Raw genomic sequence first — 19,298 nt, 5'->3', positions numbered from 1 at the left:
ACCTGTGGGGAAGGTCAAGCCCGATCGTTCCCACGCTCTGCGCCGATCGTTCCCACGCTCTGCGTGGGAATGCAGCCCGTGACGCTCCGCGTCACCCTGGCGTTGAAGCAGTGCCTTGTACCCGGGACGCAGCGCGTCCGATGAGGCGTTCTCACGCAGAGCGTGGGAACGATCGTGGGGTTACTCAGTATTCCAGTTTCGCCGCTTTGAGGTACATACCGTCCGGGCCCAGTGCAATGCGTAATTTGCGTACATCCCCGGCTTTCAAGGTGATGTTCTGCGCGGGAGGCGCGAGCATGCCTGGCAGACAGCCGGGGGCCTGACTCGGCAACACTTTCAGGCGCAGCGACACATCGCCGGGGGGAAGGTTGAAGGAGGTGGCCTGTTCCTGGAACAGACGCCCGGCCAGTTGGTCCTGGATATACAGGCCGATCTCGCAGTGGGTCGGCACTTCCAGGCGTTCGCGGGAAATAATCAGCACCGCATAATCTTCAGCTGCCAGGGCCTGGGGCGCAGCGGCAGGCAAGCTCATCAGGCCGGCAAGGGCAAAAAACGACCAGCGCATGGCGAATGCTCCATGGTTCACAGCTAGGGAGGTTGAAGCTTGGACGACGCCGCCGCCGAATACCAGCCCGGCAGAAATACTGAGAACTTGACCTTGCCATCATGGCAAGCTCGACACTGGGCTCAACCTCATCAAAGGAGTCATGTCATGCAAATATTCAGCGTTGAAGGAATGACCTGCGGCCATTGCGTTAAAGCGGTGACCCAGGCGGTACAGAGCCAGGATTCGGCAGCAAGTGTGGAGGTCGACTTGAAGGCTAAAGAAGTGCGGGTGGCAAGCAGTCTGTCCTCTGACCAAGTGATCGGCCTGATTGCCGAGGAAGGCTACAGCGTCAAGTTGGCGTGATTTTCTGATCGTTAGCCACCTAACGTAATGTTCATGGCACCCAAGCGCGGCTAGACTGTCGAGCTGCCGACTCACTTGGGTGTCTGATGAACCTTCGCATAATCCTGATTCTGGGCGCCTTGAGCGCCTTCGCGCCGTTGGCGATCGACTTTTACCTGCCGGGATTTCCGGCAATGGCCTCGGCCTTCGCCACTGACGAAAAACATATCCAGCTGACCCTGGCGGTGTATTTCGCGGGCCTGGCTATTGGCCAATTGATCTACGGGCCGCTGGCCGACCGCTTTGGCCGGCGCGTGCCGCTGCTCAGCGGCGTCACCCTGTTTACCCTCGCGTCTTTCGCTTGTGCGTATGCGCCGTCCCTGGAATGGCTGATCGGTGCACGCTTCGTGCAGGCCCTTGGCGGGTGTGCGGGCATGGTGATTTCCCGGGCGGTGGTCAGTGACAAATGCGATGCCGTGGGTTCGGCCAAGGTGTATTCGCAACTGATGCTGGTGACCGGCCTGGCCCCGATCCTGGCGCCGTTGGCCGGTGGCCTGATGGTCGGCGTGTGGGGCTGGCAGTCGATTTTCCTGGCGTTGTCGTTGTTCAGCGTGATGGCGGCCATCGCCGTGGCGGTCGGGTTGCCGGAAACCTTCCCGGCCGATCAGCCGCGTCAGCCGTTGTCGGGCTCGTTGCGCCGCTACGGCTCGCTACTGTCAGACCGGGTGTACCTGGGCTATGCCTTGACCGGCGGTATCTCGATTGCCGGAATGTTTGCCTACATCGCCGGTTCCCCCTTCGTGTTTATCAAGCTCTATGGCGTACCGGCCGAGCATTACGGCTGGTTGTTCGGCTCCAACGCCGCGGGCTTTATCCTGGTGGCGCAACTGAACGCAAGATTGCTCGCCAAGCGCGGCCCGGCGTTTTTGTTGTCGCGTACCGTGTGGGTGTACGTGGCGGCGGCGTTGACGCTGTTGGGAATTGCCGCGTTGCGCACTGAAGCGCTATGGCCGTTGTTGGTGCCGCTGTTTATCTGTATCGCCAGTCTGGGCTGTATTTTGCCGAATACCTCGGCCTGTGCCATGAGCGGGCAGGGGGCTCGGGCCGGCAGCGCATCGGCGTTGCTCGGTTGCATTCAGTTCGGTGTGGCTGCAGGGGCGGCGTCGTTGGTTGGTGTGTTGCACGACGGCACGGCGATGCCGATGGCCATGGTCATCAGCCTCTGCGGGGTGCTGGCGGTGACCATTGCCATGGCGACCCAGCGCCTGCAACGGGCAAGGGCCGTACAGGCGAAGGTCTGAAGTTCGGTTTAGCCAGCGGAACGTTGCTGGTTGAGAGGGAAGCGATGGGGCGCCTGGATCCGGGCCTGCAGCGTGTCGGCGAAGGCGCGGGCCTCGGCTTCACTGCGAAAGGTGATGGCCTCGCCGTCGAGACGAACTTGCCATTGGCTGCCTGGGGATTTTGCTAACGCTTTTATCAGGATTTTCATTGCTGACTTCCTCACGTAAAAGAATCGTGGCAAAGGCGGCCAATATAAACCTGAACGGGCGCATAAATATGACAAGGATCAACTCTCGGACTAATGGTGTCGTCCGTTACCTACGTGGATAACAGACGACACTGACAGCCGTTTTGTCAGAACCCTTCCAGCACAATCTTGCCCTTGGCCTTGCCGCTTTCCAGCAGGGCGTGGGCGCGGCGCAGGTTTGCTGCATTGATCACACCGAAGTGCTCGCCTACCGTGGTTTTCAGGGTGCCGGCGTCGATCAGTTCGGCCACGCGGTTGAGCAGGTTGTGCTGCTCGATCATGTCTGGCGTTTCGAACATCGAACGGGTGTACATGAACTCCCAGTGCAGCGACAGGCTCTTGCGCTTGAGCTTGCTCACATCCAGGGCCTTGGGATCGTCGATCAACGCCAGCTTGCCTTGGGGTTGCAGTGCTTCGACCAGTTGGTCCAGGTGTTGCTCGGTCTGGGTCAGGCTGGCGACGTGGGTCACTTGCCCGTGCCCGGCCTGTTTCAACACTTCGCTCAGCGGCTGGCTGTGGTCGATCACCACGTGTGCTCCCAAGGCCTTGGCCCATGCGTGAGTCTCGGGGCGCGAGGCGGTGCCGATGACCTTCAACGCGGTGAGCTGGTTGGCCAACTGAGTCAGGATCGACCCCACACCACCGGCAGCGCCGACGATCAGCAGGCTCTGGCCTTGATCGTCTTTGCCTTCAGTCACCTGCAAACGTTCGAACAACAGCTCCCACGCAGTGATAGCGGTCAACGGCAATGCGGCCGCTTCGGCAAACCCCAGGCTTTGGGGCATATGGCCGACGATGCGCTCATCAACTGTGTGCAATTCGCTGTTGCCGCCTGGGCGTACCAGGGAACCGGCGTAGTACACCTTGTCGCCGGCCTTGAACAACGTCACGTCACTGCCGACCGCCTTGACCACACCCGCCACGTCCCAACCCAGCACCTTGGCGGCGCCATTTTCCGGGGCGACGTTCTGGCGCACCTTGGTGTCCACCGGGTTGACCGAGATGGCTTTGACTTCCACCAACAGGTCACGGGGGCCGGCCACGGGGGCTGGTAGTTCGATGTCTTGCAGGGATTCTGGATCGGTGATCGGCAGTGAGGCGTAGTAGGCGATGGCTTTCATGATGACTCCAAGTGAATACGGTCAAGGTAGGAGCGAGCTTGCTCGCGAAGATCGTTAACGATGACGCGGTGTTTCTGGTTTCGCGCCTCGTCGTTGGGGTTTTCGCGAGCACGCTCGTTCCTACAAAAAAGGCGGGATCAGGCGAGAAATTTCAGGCGCTTGAGTTCGAAGTGTTCGATCACATCGGCGGCCTTGGCGCGAAAGCTCTGGATATGCGCGCTCTGGTCGTGGTCGGCCAGTGCAGCGTCGTCGCTCCAGCGCTCGAGCATGTAGAAGGTCTCGGGGTGTTGCAGGTCCTGGTGCAGGTCGTACTGCTCGCAACCGGCTTCCAGGCGGGTCGGTTCCAGCAGGCCGCGCAGCAGGGTTTCCAGGGTGGCGTGCTGGCCGGGTTTGGCGGTCAGCGTGGCGATGACATTAAAAGCAGTGGGCATAGTCGACTCCGGGCACGGGCTAACGGGATGGACAGATGATTGGCTATTTCCCACGCCGATAAAAGCGGCTAAAACAGCAGGCTGTTTCAACCAAATATTGATAATGAGCGGAAATGCATGCTGCGTTTTGATGATTTGCAGTTGTTTGTGCGAGCGGCGGACTTGGGCAGCCTGTCGGCCGCAGCGCGGGTCATGGACCTGTCCCCGGCGGTGGCCAGTGCCGCGCTCAAGCGTATCGAACAGCAACTGGGTACGCGCTTGCTGGCGCGCTCCACCCGCAGCCTGCGCCTGACAGCCGAAGGCGAGGGCTTCCTTGCGTACGCGCGGGCGTCACTGAGCGCGCTGGATGAAGGGCGGCGCCTATTGGCCAGTGGCCAGGATCATGTCAGTGGTGTGCTGCAATTGTCGGCGCCCTCGGATTTCGGTCGCAACCAGCTGTTGCCGTGGCTGGATGCGTTCCAGCAGGAGCATCCGCAACTGAACGTGCGCCTGTTGCTCGGTGATCGCATCGCCGACCTGTTCCGCCAGCCCGTGGACATTGCCCTGCGTTACGGCGAACCCGAAGACTCCAGCCTGATTGCGCGGCCCATTGCCCCGGACAATGTCCGCGTACTCTGCGCCGCCCCCAGTTACCTCGCCCGGCATGGCGAGCCGCGCCATCTGGAGCAATTGGCCCAGCACAATTGCCTGCTGTACATGCTCGGCAGCCGCGTCCACGACCACTGGGGTTTTTACGATGGCAAGCGCCATGTGGGCCTGACGGTCAGCGGCGATCGCTTCAGCGATGACGCCGATGTGGTGCGCCGCTGGGCGGTGGCGGGCATGGGCATCGCCTACAAGTCCTGGCTGGATGTGAGCACCGATGTGCTGGCCGGGCGCTTGCGTCTGATCCTGCCGGAACTGCAGGGCGAGCGCACCCCGCTCAACCTGCTGTGCGCCCACCGTGCGCAATTGAGTAAACCCATCAATCTGCTGCGGGACATGCTCGTGTCCCGTTGTGCGACATTGACGGCCCAGCGACCGGGACGAATGGCTTCTCGTCAATAGCCTGCGCCACGCTCGGAAGTTTCACTCATATCTTGTCCTGATTTGCACCGTCAGACACCGGGGAACCTCCTGCCTGCGCACCTATACTTGGGCGTCAACCGCAGCAGAAAAATGGTTTAACAGGGAGTGAATACATGGGAGCAGCACCTTGCATCAGTCAGATCGCCAGCTTGCTCGCCGAGCCTAAACGCACGGCCATGCTCTGGGCCTTGATGGACGGTTCGGCGAAGACTTCCGAAGAACTGGCGACGCTGGCCGGGCTGTCGCCGGCGTCAGCCAATGCACATTTGGCGCGGCTGTCCGGCAGCGGCCTGTTGCGGATCGAGGCGCGGCGGGGCCAGCGCCTGTTTCGTGTAGCGGCGGCCGATGTCAGTGCCGCCATTGATGCGCTGGCCAGCACCACTATGGCCAGCGCGGCCCGCAGCACACCTGATGTTTTGCCAACGGCGCTGCGCGCACCGCCATTGCTGCGCCGTGCCCGCTGGTGCCATGGACACCTCGGCGGCGAGCTGGCAGCGCAGTTGTATCAACGGATGCTTGAGGCCGGGTGGATCGAGCGCCATGAGCCGCGTACAGAGGTGACGCCCAATGGCGTGCAGGCGTTGGCGCAGTTGGGCATTTTTACCCAGGCATTGGCATCGCCGCTGGCCTGCGACTGTTTCGACTGGAGCCAGCAGCAACCCCACCTGGGCGGTGCGTTGGGGGCGGGCTTGATGCAACTGTTTCTGCAGGCGAACTGGATCAGCGTGATCAACGAGTCACGGGCCTTGTCTGTTACTGATGTGGGACTTGAGCACATAGCCCGCATCGCCAAACTGTAGGAGCGAGCTTGCTCGCGAAAAACTCGAGTGCGCCGCGTTTTATCCAGAAACCCCGCGTTATCGTTGACGATCTTCGCGAGCGAGCTCGCTCCTACAGGCGCTGGCGTCGTTCTCAGCTGTCGTCAGGTCGCATCCAGCAATAGCCGGCGCAAACGATGCCGCACACTCGCAAGGGGGATTTTTCATACGAGGGGTGTGGCATGGGTAGGCAGGGTTATAGCGCGGCGGAACGCCTGGAACGGTTGCCCATCAGCGGTTACCACCGAATCATTTTCATCATCATCGCCCTGGCGTTTTTCTTTGACTCCATGGACCTGGCGATGATGACCTTCCTGTTGGGCTCGATCAAAACCGAGTTTGGCCTGAGCACGGCCCAGGCCGGGTTGCTGGCCAGTTCGAGTTTTTTCGGCATGGTGGTGGGCGCTTCGCTGTCCGGGATGCTTGCTGATCGCTTCGGTCGCAAACCGGTGTTTCAGTGGAGCATCGTCCTCTGGGGGGTGGCGAGCTACTTGTGTTCCACGGCCCAGACGGTGGAGACGCTGACGTTGTTTCGGATCCTGCTGGGCATTGGCATGGGCATGGAGTTTCCCATTGCCCAGTCGATGCTGTCGGAGCTGATCCCCGCCAAAAGACGCGGGCGCTATATCGCCTTGATGGATGGTTTCTGGCCGTTGGGCTTTGTGGCTGCGGGCGTACTGTCTTACTTCTTGTTGCCGGTGATTGGCTGGCGCGACATCTTCCTGGTGCTGGCGGTACCGGCGGTGTTCGTGCTGGCCATCCGCTTCTTTATCCCGGAGTCGCCGCGTTGGCTGGAACAGGCTGGGCGCCATGAGGCGGCGGACAAGGTCTTGCTTGGCATCGAGCAGAAGGTGCGCGATTCCCTGGGCCGCGCCGACTTGCCGGAGCCAATTGCCCTGCCACGGATCGAGAGTGCGCCGGGGACGTTTTTCTCCGCGTTCCAGCAGCTGTGGTCGGCGCAGTACCGCCAACGCACGATGATGATCTGGAGTGTGTGGTTCTTCGCCCTGCTTGGGTTCTACGGGCTGACGTCGTGGTTGAGCGCGTTGTTGCAGCAATCGGGTTTTGCCGTGACTCAGTCGGTGTATTACACGGTGATCATTTCCCTGGGCGGAATCCCAGGCTTTTTGATGGCCGCGTGGTTGGTGGAGCGCTGGGGACGCAAGCCTGTGTGCGTGGTGACCCTGCTGGGCGGCGGGGTGATGGCGTTTCTGTATGGGCAGAGCGCAGTGTTTGGCGGCAACGTGGGCCTGCTGATCACCTCGGGGTTGTTGATGCAGTTCTTCCTGTTTGGCATGTGGGCGGTGCTGTACACCTACACGCCGGAGTTGTATCCCACCTCGGCACGTGCAACCGGCTCGGGGTTTGCGTCGGCGATTGGGCGGGTTGGTTCGTTGCTGGGGCCGTTGGTGACCGGGTTGGTGTTCCCGATAACCGGGCAGGGCGGGGTATTTGCCTTGGGCGCGCTGTGCTTTGCGGTGGCGGCGCTGGTGGTGTGGCTGTTCGGGATGGAGACCAAGGGCAAGACCCTGGAAGAACTCACCCAGGCTTGAAGCTGATGGGGCCATGTGGGAGCCGGGCTTGCCCGCGATAGCGGTAGGTCAGGCAATAAGAGGCTGGCTGATACACCGCTATCGCAGGCAAGCCAGCTCCCACAGGTTGAGTCCAAGTCTATTCAGTTACGGTTTCACGAGCCGCGCATCCAGGCTGTTCTGCGCCAGGCGTTTGGCCTGGTCCTGGGTCATGCCCAGGGAGGTGTGCAGCGCGTGGAAGTTCTCGGTGACATAACCGCCGAAATAGGCAGGGTCGTCCGAGTTCACGGTGACTTTTACACCACGCTCGAGCATGTCGAGGATGTTGTGCTGGGCCATGTCGTCGAACACGCAGAGCTTGGTGTTGGACAGCGGGCATACCGTCAGCGGGATCTGTTCGTCGATGATGCGCTGCATCAGGCGTTCATCTTCAATGGCTCGCACGCCGTGGTCGATGCGCTGGATTTTCAGCAGGTCGATGGCTTCCCAGATGTACTCGGGCGGGCCTTCTTCACCGGCGTGGGCCACGGTCAGGAAGCCTTCGTGACGGGCACGGTCGAACACGCGCTGGAACTTGCTCGGTGGGTGGCCCATTTCCGAGCTGTCCAGGCCCACGGCCACGAACGCGTCACGGAACGGCAGCGCCTGGTCGAGGGTTTTCTGCGCTTCGTCTTCGCTCAGGTGGCGCAGGAAGCTGAGGATCAAACCGCTGGTGATGCCCAGTTGCTGCTCGCCGTCTTTAAGCGCAGCGGCGATGCCGTTGAGCACCACTTCGAACGGCACGCCACGGTCGGTGTGGGTTTGCGGGTCGAAGAAGGGTTCGGTGTGGATCACGTTCTGGGCTTTGCAGCGCAGCAGGTAAGCCCAGGTCAGGTCGTAGAAGTCCTGGGACGTGCGCAGCACATCGGCGCCCTTGTAATACAGGTCGAGAAACTCTTGCAGGTTGTTGAAGGCGTAGGCTTTGCGCAGGGTTTCGACGTCGTTCCATGGCAGCGCAATCTTGTTGCGCTCGGCCAGGGCGAACAGCAACTCAGGCTCCAGCGAGCCTTCCAGGTGCAGGTGCAATTCAGCCTTGGGCAGGGCGTTGAGCCAATCGTACATTTTTAAAATCTCATCAGGTGCAATGGCGGCATTCTACAGGCCATGGCTGAAATAATCGGCAAAACCTGACCAGCAGGAGAGTATTTCTGTCACTCACGCAAGGGCGGCCTGAACTAAGGTGTAACGAAACGTTAGCGGCTCGGCGCAGTCTGTACCCCATCAATGACTGATTCGCTGTACGAAAAGGCCCGGAATGCTCACATCCCTCAAGCAAGAAAAATTCATGCTGCTGGCGCTGATTGCCGCCATCGCCGCCTACCCGCTGGAGCACTGGATGCTCCACAGCGGCCAACTGGTTGCGTTGCTGGCCGGCTTTGCGCTGATCGCGTTTATCGTGATGGCGTCGATGCGCGTGGCCCATCACGCCGAACAGTTGGCGGAAAAAGTCGGCGACCCCTACGGCACCATGATCCTGACCCTCGCCGCGGTATTGGTGGAAGTGGTGATCCTGGCGATCATGATGAGTAACGAGCCATCGCCCACCCTGGTGCGCGACACCATCTACTCAGCGGTGATGCTCGATATCAACGGTATCCTCGGCCTGGCCGCGCTGATGGGCGGCATCAAGCATGGCGAACAGTCCTACAACGATGACTCGGCGCGCACCTACAGTGTGATGATTCTTACCGCCATGGGGGTGTCGATGGTGGTACCGGAATTTATCCCCGAAGCGGACTGGAAAATTTACTCGGCTTTCACCATTGGCGCGATGGTGGTGCTTTACACCTTGTTCCTGCGCATGCAGGTGGGGCCGCACAGTTATTTCTTCAGCTACAGCTACCCGGAGAAACGCCGTAAGAAACAGCCGGAAGACGAGCACGCGCCGTCTGTCAGCCTGACGTTTTCCATTGCGACCCTGGTGTTTGGGGTGATCGTGATTGGCGCGCTGGCCGAGGTGATGTCCAAGACCCTCGACCTGGGCCTGGAAGGCACAGGCGCACCACCAGTGATTACCGCGATTGTGGTGGCGGCTATCTCGGCCGCTCCGGAAATCCTCACGGCATTGCGCGCCGCGTTGGCCAACCGCATGCAATCGGTGGTCAACATCGCGTTGGGGGCTTCGTTGTCCACGGTGATCCTGACGGTGCCGGTGATGGAAGCCATGGCGCTCTACACCGGGCAGCCGTTCCAGATGGCGATGACGCCGGTGCAAACGGTTATGGTGTTTATCACGCTGATCGTCAGCGCGATCAACCTCAACGATGGTGAAACCAATGCGATAGAAGGGATGACGCATTTTGTGTTGTTTGCGACCTTTATCATGCTGTCGCTGTTGGGGCTGTAACCCGATTTGAAAGGCGCCGCAGACCCAATGTGGCAGCGGGCTTGCTCGCGAATGCGGTGGTTCAGTCACAGATGTACTGACTGACACACCGCTTTCGCGAGCAAGCCCGCTCTCACATTTTGATTGGCGCCTGGCTTAGGTGCCCGCGATCAAATGGCGCGCGGCCTGGCTGTGATCGGCGATCAAGCCCTTGAGGTCCAGGCCTTCGACTTGACCATCAATCACCCGCCATTGACCCGCGATCATCACTCGGTCTGCCCGGTCCGCGCCGCACAGCAGCAGTGCGGAAATGGGGTCATGGCTGCCGGAGAAGCGCAGCTCATCGAGCTTGAACAGTGCCAGGTCCGCCTGCTTGCCGACGGCCAACTCGCCAATGTCTGTGCGCCCCAGCAACTGCGCCGAGCCCTTGGTGGCCCAGCCCAATACGCCTTCGGGGGTGATCTTTTCCGCGCCGTAGCGCAGGCGCTGGATGTACAGGGCCTGGCGGGCTTCAAGGATCATGTTCGAAGCGTCGTTGGAGGCCGAGCCGTCCACGCCCAAGCCGATCGGGGCGCCGGCGGCGAGCAGGTCCAGAGTGGGGCAGATGCCGGAGGCCAGGCGCATATTCGAGCTTGGGCAATGGCAGATGCCGGTGCCGGCTGCGCCCAGGCGCTCGATTTCGTCCGGGTTGAAGTGAATGCCGTGAGCCAGCCAGGTGCGTGGGCCGAGCCAGCCGACGCTGTCGAGGTAATCCACGGTACGCAGCCCGAAGCGTTGCAGGCAGAAATCTTCCTCATCGAGGGTTTCCGCCAAATGGGTGTGCAGGCGCACGTCCAGCTGGTTGGCCAGCTCGGCGCTGGCTTGCATGATTTCGGGGGTGACGGAAAACGGCGAGCACGGCGCCAGGGCGATCTGGATCTGCGCACCGTCACCGCGCTGGTGATATTCGCGGATCAGGCGCTGGCTGTCTTCGAGAATCACCTGGCCTTGCTGCACGGTTTGCTGCGGTGGCAGACCGCCATCGGCTTCGCCCAGGCTCATGGAACCGCGGGTGAGCATGGCGCGCATCCCCAGTTCACGCACGCTGCCTACCTGCACATCAATGGCGTTTTCCAAACCATCGGGGAACAGGTAGTGGTGATCGGCCGCCGTGGTGCAGCCCGAGAGCAGCAATTCGGCCAGGGCGACTTTGCTGGCCAGGGCGAGCTTTTCCGGGGTGAGCCGCGCCCATACCGGGTACAGGGTTTTCAGCCAGGGAAACAGCGGCTGGTTGACCACCGGGCCCCAGGCGCGGGTCAGGGTTTGATAGAAGTGGTGGTGGGTATTGATCAGCCCAGGCAGCACCACATGCTCGTGGGCATCGAACACCTGCGCGCAGGGTTGTGCAGGTGCCTGCCCTTGGGCCAGCACTTCGGTGATGACACCGTCTTGCAGCACCAGGCCGCCACGGGCATCGAGGCCATTGGCAGTGAATATCGCGAGGGGGTTTTTTAACCAGATACGGGTCGCAGGCATTGGCCGGCTCCTCTGAATGATGGGTTCAGGTTTGCCAGCTCAGTGTTGCCCTGTCTGCTGATCCAGGGTCGCCGGGGAGGGCGAGGTGGGCAGTTTACCTCTGTGGGAGCGAGCTTGCTCGCGAAAATCGTCAATGATGACGCGGGCAGTCTGGTTTAACGCAGTGCTTGGGCGTTCTTCGCGAGCAAGCTCGCTCCTACAGTTGGGGGGGTTACCAGGTGATGGTGTCGCCCTTGTAGTCGACGAAGTGATGGCCGCCTTTGCCGGTGTAGGCATTTACCTGGTCCACCAGGCCGCGCACGCTGGTCTCGACGTCGATGTGGGCATTTTCGCCGCCCATGTCGGTCTTCACCCAACCTGGATGCAACGACAGCACCGTCGGCTTGGGCTCGCCCAGTTGCGTGATAAAGCTATTGGTCATCGAATTGAGGGCGGCCTTGCTGGCCTTGTACAGCGCCAGGTCCGAGCCGTCGGGAATGGTCACGCTGCCCAGTACCGAACTCATGAAGGCCAGCACGCCGGTGTCTTTGCGGATCTGCCCGACAAAGCGCTGGGCCAGGTTGATTGGCGCCACGGCGTTGGTGAAGAACAACTGGCCGACTTCCGCCAGGGTCGCGTGGCCGGGCTCCTGGTTGGCCGGGCCCTTGACGCCGGCGTTGACGAACAGCAGGTCGAAGGTGCGGTCTTTCAGGCGTTGGGCCAGGGCGATCACGGCTTGCTGGTCGTCCATATCCAACTTCTCGATCTGCACCGGCCCCGCGGCTTTCAGGGCATCTGCCTTGTTCGGATCGCGCACGGTAGCGGTCACGCCCCAGCCGTCCTGGAGCAGTTGCTTGACCAGGCCAAGGCCCAGCCCGCGCGAGGCGCCGATGATCAGTGCGGTTTTTGGCGTAGACATGAAAGGCTTCCTTTGAAATCGCGGTTCAGGGAGTTCAGCGCATAACAGTAGCAGTTTCAGCGTTCGAGCAGGATGCGCCCACGGCTCAGGTCGGCGAGCTGGGTTTGCAGGGTGTCGATGTGCGCCTCCCCCAGGGCGAGTTGCAGCTCTACGCCGTTGGCGGTGAAGGTTTCTTCCACCACAAGCCCGCCGAGTTCAGCGACACGCAGCTTCACCAGGTTCAGCTCGGAGAAGCCACAGGCGCAGCTCAGAGGTACGCGGCTGATCAGCTCGATGCGCTCGGCATTTTGCAGGCATTTATTGGCCCCGCCGCCATAGGCACGGGCCAAGCCACCCGTGCCCAGTTGAATGCCGCCGTACCAGCGGATCACCAATACGGCCACCTGATCAAAGCCCTGGGCCTCGATGGCCGCGAGGATCGGGCGCCCGGCGGTGCCACCGGGTTCGCCGTCATCGCTGCTGCGGTATTGATCGCCCAGCTTCCAGGCCCAGCAGTTGTGCGTGGCGTTCAGGTCGCTGTGTCGCTCGAAAAACGCTTGGGCGTCCTGCGGGCTGGTAATCGGCGCCGCCAAGGTGATAAAGCGGCTTTTGCGTATTTCTTCACGAAACTCGCAAAAACCGGTGAGCGTAAAAGACATAAATCGCTTCGTTTATAGGGCTGGCTTGATGCCGCAGCCTTTGAGAATGATATGGATCAGATTGGTGCCGGCATCTTCCATGTCCTGCTTGGTCAGCTTGGTGCGACCGGTGACGCGGCAGATCTGGGTGGCGAAGTCAGCGTAGTGCTGGGTGCTGCCCCACAGCAGGAAGATCAGATGCACGGGGTCGACGGGGTCCATTTTGCCGGCGTCGATCCACGCCTGGAACACTGCGGCACGGCCACTGAACCAGGCCCGATAGTCCTGGCCGAAATATTCCGTGAGGCATTCGCCACCGCTGATGATCTCCATGGCGAAGATCCGCGAGGCTTGGGGTTGGCGGCGCGAGAATTCCATCTTGGTGCGGATGTAACGAGCGAGCGCCACGGCTGGGTCATCCTCGGCGGTCAGCGCGTTGAAGGTGCTGTCCCAGAGTTCGAGGATGTTGCTCAGCACTGCGATGTACAGGCCCAGCTTGTTGGTGAAGTAATAGTGCAAGTTGGCCTTGGGCAGCCCGGCGCTGGCAGCGATGGTGTTCATGCTGGTGCCTTTGTAGCCATGGCGCGCGAATTCATCTTCAGCAGCCTGGAGAATCGCTTGTTCATTCTTTTGCCGAATGCGGCTGGCGGGTTTACCGCCGTGGTTGCTGTGGGCAGGAACTTCGAGGCTCATGGAGGTTTCCGTGCTGATCGATAGAGACGACGTGTGCACAGATAACCCACCCTCAAGCCTCAGACAAGTCCTGATGCAATAAAACCGTCAAAGCGGTTCCAGGCTGTCGCGTTCCGGGGTGTGGTTTGCGGCGGTGGTACTTGCCTTGGCCTCCGGCAGTAACAGGCACAGGAGGATGGCGGTGATACCGCCGCTGGTGATGGCGGAGTCGAACAGGTTCTGCACCAGTGTCGGCATCAGGTGCAGCAGGTTAGGTTGCGCGGCGATACCCAGGCCAACACCGAACGAGGTGGCGATAATCAGCATGCTGCGTCGATCCAGCGGTGCCTGGGCGAGAATGCGCACGCCGGCCGCGGCCACACTGCCGAACATCACCAGGGTCGCGCCGCCCAGCACCGGCTTGGGGATTTGCTGCAGCACGGCGCCAATCAGCGGAAACAGGCCCAGACAGAACAGCAACACGCCGATGTATAAACCGACGTAACGGCTGGCCACGCCGGTGAGCTGGATCACACCATTGTTCTGCGCAAACGTGGTGTTGGGGAAAGCGCTGAAAGTGGCGGCGATCATGCAGCTCACCCCATCGCCGAGGACGCCGCCCTTGAGCCGGCTTATATAAGAAGGGCCGCTGATAGGCTGGCGGGCAATCATGCAATTGGCGGTGAGGTCGCCGACGGTTTCGATGCTGCTGATCAGATAAATCAGCGCAATCGGCAGGAAGGCGCTCCAGTCGAAGCTGAAACCAAAGCGGAATGGTGTAGGCAGGCTGACCAATGGCAGGTCAGGCAAAGCCTGGGGAACAAGTTTACCGCTGAACCACGCCGCGAGGCTGCCCAGGGCCAGGCCGATGATGATGGCCGACAGGCGCACCCAGGGCGTGTTCGAGCGGTTGAGCAGGATGATCGTCAGTACAACGAACAGGCCCAGCGCCAAGTTGGCGGGGGCGCCGAAGTCCGGTGCATTGAAACCGCCGCCGAGGTCGGTGATGCCCACTTTGATCAGGCTGATGCCGATCAGCGTAATCACAATGCCGGTCACCAGCGGTGTGATCACGCGGCGCAGCTGGCCGATAAAGCGGCTCAATACAATCTGTACCGCCGCGCCGAAGAAGCACACGCCGAAAATCATCGCCAGAATGTCTTCCGGGCTACCGCCGCGTTGTTTCACCAGAAAGCCTGCAGACAACACCGCGCCGAGAAACGCAAAGCTGGTGCCTTGCAGGCAGATCATGCCGGCACCGATACCAAACGGCCTGCGTGCCTGGATGAAGGTGCCTACGCCGGAAACCATCAACGCCATACTGATCAGGTAGGGCAAGTGGGCGGTGAGGCCGAGGGTGGAGCCAATAATCAGAGGCGGCGTGATAATGCCGACGAACGCCGCCAATACATGTTGCAGCGCCGCGAGGAGAGCCGGCAGTGGTTTCGGCCGGTCGTTGAGGCCGTAGATGAGGTCGCTGGGGCTGGAGGATTCTGGGGGCATGGCGGGTCAACTCAAGGCGGACGGTTCAAGGTCCTTGAGTCCTTGCAAAAAGCTGTCCAAGTGCTCAGCTTTTTGTGAGAGGCCCGAATCAGCGGGTGGCGGCCAGGCTTTCCAGGAAACTTTCCAGCACCAAATGAGGGCGACGGCCCTTGCGCGTGACCGATGCCAGGCTCAAATCGTAAAAACGTGTAGCCGGTTTCAGCGCACGCAGTCGGCCTTGTTGTACCCACAGGCTGGCGTAGTGATCGGGCAGGTAGCCGATATAACGCCCGGTGAGAATCAGGAACGCCATGCCTTCACGGTCTGACGCACTGGCGGTGCAGTTGAGCGCCTGGTAATGGGCCTGGATTTCCGCAGGTAAGCGGAAGGTGGGGGCGATGGCGTCCTGGCTGTCGACGCGCTCGTCGTCGAGTTGCTTGTTGTCGGCGTAAAACAGCGGGTGGCCGACCGCGCAATAGAGCAAGGAACGTTCGCTGTACAACGGCTGGTATTCCAGGCCCGACAGTGCGCTGGCCTGGGGCACCACACCGACGTGCAGGCGACCGTCGAGTACGCCTTGCTCCACTTCATTGGGGGCGATCATGCGGATCTGGATCTGCACGTCCGGGCCGCGTTCTTTCAACTGCGCCAATGCGTGGGTGATGCGCATATGGGGCAGAGTGACAAGGTTATCGGTGAGGCCAATGATCAACTCGCCGCGCAAATGTTGGTGCAGGCCGTTGACCTCGGTGCGAAAACTTTCCAGGGCACTCAGCAGTTGCAGGGCAGATTGATAGACCTCGCGGCCTTCTTCCGTCAGGGAAAAACCGGCGCGGCCGCGTTGGCAGAGCCGTAGCCCGAGTCGTTGCTCAAGGTCGCTCATCTGCTGGCTGATGGCCGAGCGCCCGATGCCGAGAACGGTTTCCGCTGCCGAGAAGCCGCCGCACTCCACTACGCTGCGAAAGATGCGCAGCAGGCGAATATCGAAGTCACTGACTTGGGCCAAAGGGTCGGGACGACGGCTGCTCATAGTTTAGTGAAGTCCTGACTGAAGGTTAGAAGAGTTGGATTTCACCGACTTTATCCCCGTGGCAATTTAGCTGCAACAACGCTTTTTCAATCCCGACGCTGCCTTTTGCCCTGCGAGGTTTTGCTGATGAACATGCCCGAAAACGCCCCATCGTCCCTGGCCAGCCAATTGAAGCTGGATGCGCACTGGATGCCTTACACCGCCAACCGCAACTTCCAGCGCGATCCACGCCTGATCGTGGCCGCCGAAGGTAGCTGGTTGACCGATGACAAGGGGCGCAAGGTCTATGATTCGTTGTCGGGCCTTTGGACCTGTGGCGCCGGGCATACGCGCAAGGAAATCCAGGAAGCGGTCGCCAAGCAATTGGGCACCTTGGACTACTCTCCAGGCTTCCAGTACGGTCATCCGTTGTCCTTCCAGTTGGCGGAAAAAATCACCGACCTGACCCCAGGCAACCTGAATCATGTGTTCTTCACCGATTCGGGCTCTGAATGTGCCGATACGGCGGTGAAGATGGTGCGGGCCTACTGGCGCCTGAAAGGCCAGGCCACGAAGACCAAGATGATTGGTCGCGCCCGTGGTTACCACGGCGTTAACATTGCCGGTACCAGCCTGGGCGGTGTGAACGGTAACCGTAAGCTGTTTGGCCAGGCGATGATGGATGTTGACCATCTGCCTCACACCTTGCTGGCCAGCAACGCTTTCTCCCGGGGTATGCCGGAGCTGGGCGGCATCGCGCTGGCCGATGAGTTGCTCAAGTTGATCGAGCTGCATGACGCGTCGAACATTGCGGCCGTATTTGTCGAGCCTATGGCCGGTTCCGCTGGGGTATTGGTGCCACCGCAGGGGTATCTCAAGCGTCTGCGCGAAATTTGCGACCAGCACAATATCCTGTTGGTGTTCGACGAAGTGATCACGGGCTTTGGCCGCACCGGCTCGATGTTCGGTGCCGACAGCTTCGGCGTGACCCCGGACCTGATGTGCATTGCCAAGCAAGTCACCAACGGCGCGATTCCGATGGGCGCGGTGATTGCCAGCAGCGAGATCTACCAGACCTTCATGAACCAGGCGACGCCGGAATACGCAGTGGAATTCCCCCACGGCTACACCTACTCGGCGCACCCGGTAGCTTGCGCGGCGGGCTTGGCGGCATTGGACCTGTTGCAGAAAGAAAACCTGGTGCAGAGCGTAGCCGAAGTCGCGCCGCACTTTGAGAATGCGCTGCACGGTTTGAAGGGCAGCAAGAATGTGATCGACATTCGCAACTACGGCCTGGCCGGTGCGATTCAGATTTCCCCACGTGATGGAGATGCCATCGTGCGTCCATTCGAGGCCGGCATGGCGTTGTGGAAGGCCGGTTTCTATGTGCGTTTTGGCGGCGACACCCTGCAGTTCGGGCCAACCTTCAACAGCAAGCCGCAGGACCTGGACCGTCTGTTTGACGCGGTCGGCGAAGTGCTGAACAAGATCGACTGATTTCTCCTTCTATATAGAACAATTTTTCAGGAGCCCTGCATGAGCCTTATCCAGCATTTGATCAACGGTGAACTGGTCAACGACAGCGGTCGTAGTGCCGACGTCTATAACCCGTCTACCGGACAGGTGATTCACCAGGTGCCTTTGGCCAGTCGTGAAACCATTCAACAGGCGATTGACTCAGCCAAGGCGGCGTTTCCGGCTTGGCGCAATACGCCGCCGGCCAAGCGTGCCCAAGTGATGTTTCGTTTCAAGCAACTGCTGGAGCAGAACGAAGCACGGATCTCGCAGTTGATCAGCGAAGAACATGGCAAGACCCTGGAAGACGCCGCGGGTGAACTCAAGCGTGGGATTGAGAACGTGGAGTACGCGTGCTCGGCGCCGGAGATTCTCAAGGGTGAATACAGCCGCAACGTAGGGCCGAACATTGATGCGTGGTCGGACTTCCAGCCGTTGGGCGTGGTGGCGGGTATCACCCCGTTCAACTTCCCGGCGATGGTGCCGTTGTGGATGTACCCGCTGGCGATTGTCTGCGGTAACTGTTTCATCCTTAAACCTTCAGAGCGCGACCCGAGTTCGACGCTGTTGATCGCGCAGCTGTTGCAGGAAGCCGGGCTGCCCAAAGGCGTGCTCAGCGTGGTGCATGGCGACAAGGGCGCGGTGGACGCATTGATCGAAGCTCCGGAAGTCAAAGCCTTGAGCTTTGTAGGTTCGACGCCGATTGCCGAGTACATCTATTCCGAAGCGACCAAACGCGGCAAGCGCGTGCAGGCGCTGGGTGGGGCGAAGAATCACGCGGTGCTGATGCCGGATGCAGACCTGGATAACGCTGTGAGTGCCCTGATGGGCGCGGCTTATGGTTCCTGCGGTGAGCGTTGCATGGCGATCTCGGTGGCTGTGTGCGTGGGCGACCAGGTCGCGGATGCGTTGATCGCCAAGCTCGTGCCGCAGGTCAAGGCGTTGAAGATTGGGGCGGGTACTTCGTGCGGCCTGGATATGGGCCCGTTGGTGACGGGGCAGGCGCGGGATAAAGTCAGTGGCTATATAGAGGACGGTGTGTCGGCGGGGGCTGAGCTGGTCGTTGACGGCCGTGGCTTGAGTGTTGCAGGGCATGAGCAAGGTTTTTTCCTCGGTGGCAGCTTGTTTGACCGTGTCACCCCTGAGATGCGTATCTATAAAGAAGAGATCTTTGGGCCGGTGCTGTGCGTAGTGCGGGTGGATAGCCTGGAAGCGGCGATGCAGCTGATCAACGATCATGAATACGGCAACGGTACTTGTATCTTCACCCGTGACGGTGAAGCGGCGCGCCTGTTCTGTGATGAGATTGAAGTCGGCATGGTGGGGGTGAACGTGCCGCTGCCGGTGCCGGTTGCGTATCACAGCTTTGGTGGCTGGAAGCGTTCGCTGTTTGGCGACTTGCATGCCTATGGGCCGGACGGGGTGCGTTTCTATACCCGTCGCAAGGCAATCACCCAGCGTTGGCCGCAACGGGCCAGCCATGAAGCGTCGCAATTCGCCTTCCCTAGCCTGTAAGGCTCGGTAGGTAAAAGGCCGGCCCCTTGGGGCCGGCCTTTGCATTATTGGGGCTTTTTTGACTTATATGACAGAAATGTGAAAAAGAAGGTTGACGGCAGATTCTGGAAGCCTATAATTCGCCCCACTTCCGGCGCAGTCGAAACGGAAAACTCCTTGGTAAACAATGAGTTACGCAGTTTTCGACAGCAAGTTGCTTCAGTTCATCGAAGCCAAAAGGAAGTTGAAAAAGAGGTGTTGACAGCGGCGTGTAACGCTGTAGAATTCGCCTCCCGCTTACGAGAGATCGCAAGCGCAAGTGGTTGAAGTTGTTGAAGAAATCT

The 19,298-nt window shown here is 60.6% G+C and carries 19 protein-coding genes; 8 read left to right on the top strand and 11 right to left on the bottom strand.

Annotation, left to right across the window (positions count from 1 at the left end):
• Positions 1–184: 184 nt before the first annotated feature.
• On the bottom strand, positions 185–565 hold the full coding sequence (locus GIV26_RS26330; protein WP_034125899.1) for a hypothetical protein: 381 nt from the start codon (positions 563–565) through the stop codon (positions 185–187).
• 147 nt (positions 566–712) lie between these two features.
• Between GIV26_RS26330 and GIV26_RS26325 the strand changes: the two genes are divergently transcribed.
• Positions 713–910: a heavy-metal-associated domain-containing protein gene (locus GIV26_RS26325; RefSeq protein WP_034125900.1), complete on the top strand. Its 198-nt coding sequence runs from the start codon at positions 713–715 to the stop codon at positions 908–910.
• Between the two features lie 86 nt (positions 911–996).
• Positions 997–2,190, top strand: coding sequence for a multidrug effflux MFS transporter (locus GIV26_RS26320; protein ID WP_060764619.1), 1,194 nt, complete (start codon positions 997–999; stop codon positions 2,188–2,190).
• A gap of 8 nt (positions 2,191–2,198) precedes the next feature.
• On the opposite strand, the gene GIV26_RS26315 is transcribed toward GIV26_RS26320, so the two are convergent.
• The 3 genes from GIV26_RS26315 to GIV26_RS26305 all read right to left on the bottom strand — a co-directional run bounded on the left by GIV26_RS26315 (position 2,199) and on the right by GIV26_RS26305 (position 3,969).
• Positions 2,199–2,378, bottom strand: a complete 180-nt coding sequence (locus GIV26_RS26315; RefSeq protein ID WP_014716767.1) for a hypothetical protein — start codon at positions 2,376–2,378, stop codon at positions 2,199–2,201.
• A gap of 146 nt (positions 2,379–2,524) precedes the next feature.
• Positions 2,525–3,538, bottom strand: coding sequence for a zinc-binding alcohol dehydrogenase family protein (locus tag GIV26_RS26310; protein ID WP_034125902.1), 1,014 nt, complete (start codon positions 3,536–3,538; stop codon positions 2,525–2,527).
• Between the two features lie 137 nt (positions 3,539–3,675).
• Entirely contained in the window at positions 3,676–3,969 is a 294-nt protein-coding gene (locus GIV26_RS26305; protein ID WP_236282818.1) for a putative quinol monooxygenase, read from the bottom strand.
• A gap of 117 nt (positions 3,970–4,086) precedes the next feature.
• Here GIV26_RS26305 and GIV26_RS26300 point away from each other — a divergent pair, with 117 nt between their 5' ends.
• The 3 genes from GIV26_RS26300 to GIV26_RS26290 all read left to right on the top strand — a co-directional run bounded on the left by GIV26_RS26300 (position 4,087) and on the right by GIV26_RS26290 (position 7,408).
• The gene (locus tag GIV26_RS26300; RefSeq protein WP_236282816.1) at positions 4,087–5,016 is read left to right on the top strand and encodes a LysR family transcriptional regulator; all 930 of its coding nucleotides are present in this window, start codon (positions 4,087–4,089) and stop codon (positions 5,014–5,016) included.
• A 134-nt stretch (positions 5,017–5,150) separates the two neighbouring features.
• Positions 5,151–5,837: an ArsR/SmtB family transcription factor gene (locus GIV26_RS26295; RefSeq protein WP_054896420.1), complete on the top strand. Its 687-nt coding sequence runs from the start codon at positions 5,151–5,153 to the stop codon at positions 5,835–5,837.
• Positions 5,838–6,037: 200 nt separating this feature from the next.
• The gene (locus GIV26_RS26290; protein ID WP_236282814.1) at positions 6,038–7,408 is read left to right on the top strand and encodes an MFS transporter; all 1,371 of its coding nucleotides are present in this window, start codon (positions 6,038–6,040) and stop codon (positions 7,406–7,408) included.
• A gap of 126 nt (positions 7,409–7,534) precedes the next feature.
• Here the strand turns inward: GIV26_RS26290 and GIV26_RS26285 are convergent, their stop codons facing one another.
• Positions 7,535–8,488, bottom strand: coding sequence for an adenosine deaminase (locus GIV26_RS26285; RefSeq protein ID WP_014716772.1), 954 nt, complete (start codon positions 8,486–8,488; stop codon positions 7,535–7,537).
• A 193-nt stretch (positions 8,489–8,681) separates the two neighbouring features.
• On the opposite strand from GIV26_RS26285, the gene GIV26_RS26280 reads away from it, so the two are divergent.
• A complete protein-coding gene (locus tag GIV26_RS26280; protein ID WP_003188263.1) occupies positions 8,682–9,773 on the top strand; it encodes a calcium:proton antiporter in 1,092 nt (363 codons plus the stop codon).
• 135 nt (positions 9,774–9,908) lie between these two features.
• Here GIV26_RS26280 and GIV26_RS26275 read toward each other — a convergent pair whose 3' ends face one another.
• From GIV26_RS26275 to GIV26_RS26250, 6 genes are all read right to left on the bottom strand, one after another.
• Positions 9,909–11,267 (bottom strand): 8-oxoguanine deaminase, encoded by a 1,359-nt coding sequence (locus GIV26_RS26275; protein WP_236282812.1) that lies wholly within the window; start codon positions 11,265–11,267, stop codon positions 9,909–9,911.
• Between the two features lie 211 nt (positions 11,268–11,478).
• Positions 11,479–12,165, bottom strand: coding sequence for an SDR family oxidoreductase (locus GIV26_RS26270; protein WP_054918743.1), 687 nt, complete (start codon positions 12,163–12,165; stop codon positions 11,479–11,481).
• 56 nt (positions 12,166–12,221) lie between these two features.
• On the bottom strand, positions 12,222–12,803 hold the full coding sequence (locus GIV26_RS26265; protein WP_054918742.1) for an IMPACT family protein: 582 nt from the start codon (positions 12,801–12,803) through the stop codon (positions 12,222–12,224).
• A 12-nt stretch (positions 12,804–12,815) separates the two neighbouring features.
• The gene (locus GIV26_RS26260; protein WP_034125910.1) at positions 12,816–13,475 is read right to left on the bottom strand and encodes a TetR/AcrR family transcriptional regulator; all 660 of its coding nucleotides are present in this window, start codon (positions 13,473–13,475) and stop codon (positions 12,816–12,818) included.
• An 87-nt stretch (positions 13,476–13,562) separates the two neighbouring features.
• Complete coding sequence (locus GIV26_RS26255; protein WP_236282810.1) at positions 13,563–14,957, bottom strand: uracil-xanthine permease family protein; 1,395 nt, start codon at positions 14,955–14,957, stop codon at positions 13,563–13,565.
• Positions 14,958–15,045: 88 nt separating this feature from the next.
• Positions 15,046–15,966 (bottom strand): LysR family transcriptional regulator, encoded by a 921-nt coding sequence (locus GIV26_RS26250; protein ID WP_034125912.1) that lies wholly within the window; start codon positions 15,964–15,966, stop codon positions 15,046–15,048.
• 126 nt (positions 15,967–16,092) lie between these two features.
• Between GIV26_RS26250 and GIV26_RS26245 the strand changes: the two genes are divergently transcribed.
• Together GIV26_RS26245 and GIV26_RS26240 are read left to right on the top strand one after the other, a co-directional pair.
• Positions 16,093–17,442: an aspartate aminotransferase family protein gene (locus tag GIV26_RS26245; RefSeq protein ID WP_054918734.1), complete on the top strand. Its 1,350-nt coding sequence runs from the start codon at positions 16,093–16,095 to the stop codon at positions 17,440–17,442.
• 39 nt (positions 17,443–17,481) lie between these two features.
• A complete protein-coding gene (locus GIV26_RS26240) occupies positions 17,482–18,975 on the top strand; it encodes a CoA-acylating methylmalonate-semialdehyde dehydrogenase (RefSeq protein WP_014716778.1) in 1,494 nt (497 codons plus the stop codon).
• The last annotated feature ends 323 nt before the right edge of the window (positions 18,976–19,298 follow it).

Source organism: Pseudomonas sp. PA-1-3F (assembly GCF_021609665.1).
Taxonomy (GTDB): domain Bacteria; phylum Pseudomonadota; class Gammaproteobacteria; order Pseudomonadales; family Pseudomonadaceae; genus Aquipseudomonas; species Aquipseudomonas paracarnis.
The sequence above is the reverse complement of the archived record's forward strand: the minus strand, read 5'-3'. Positions and strand labels throughout refer to the sequence as shown.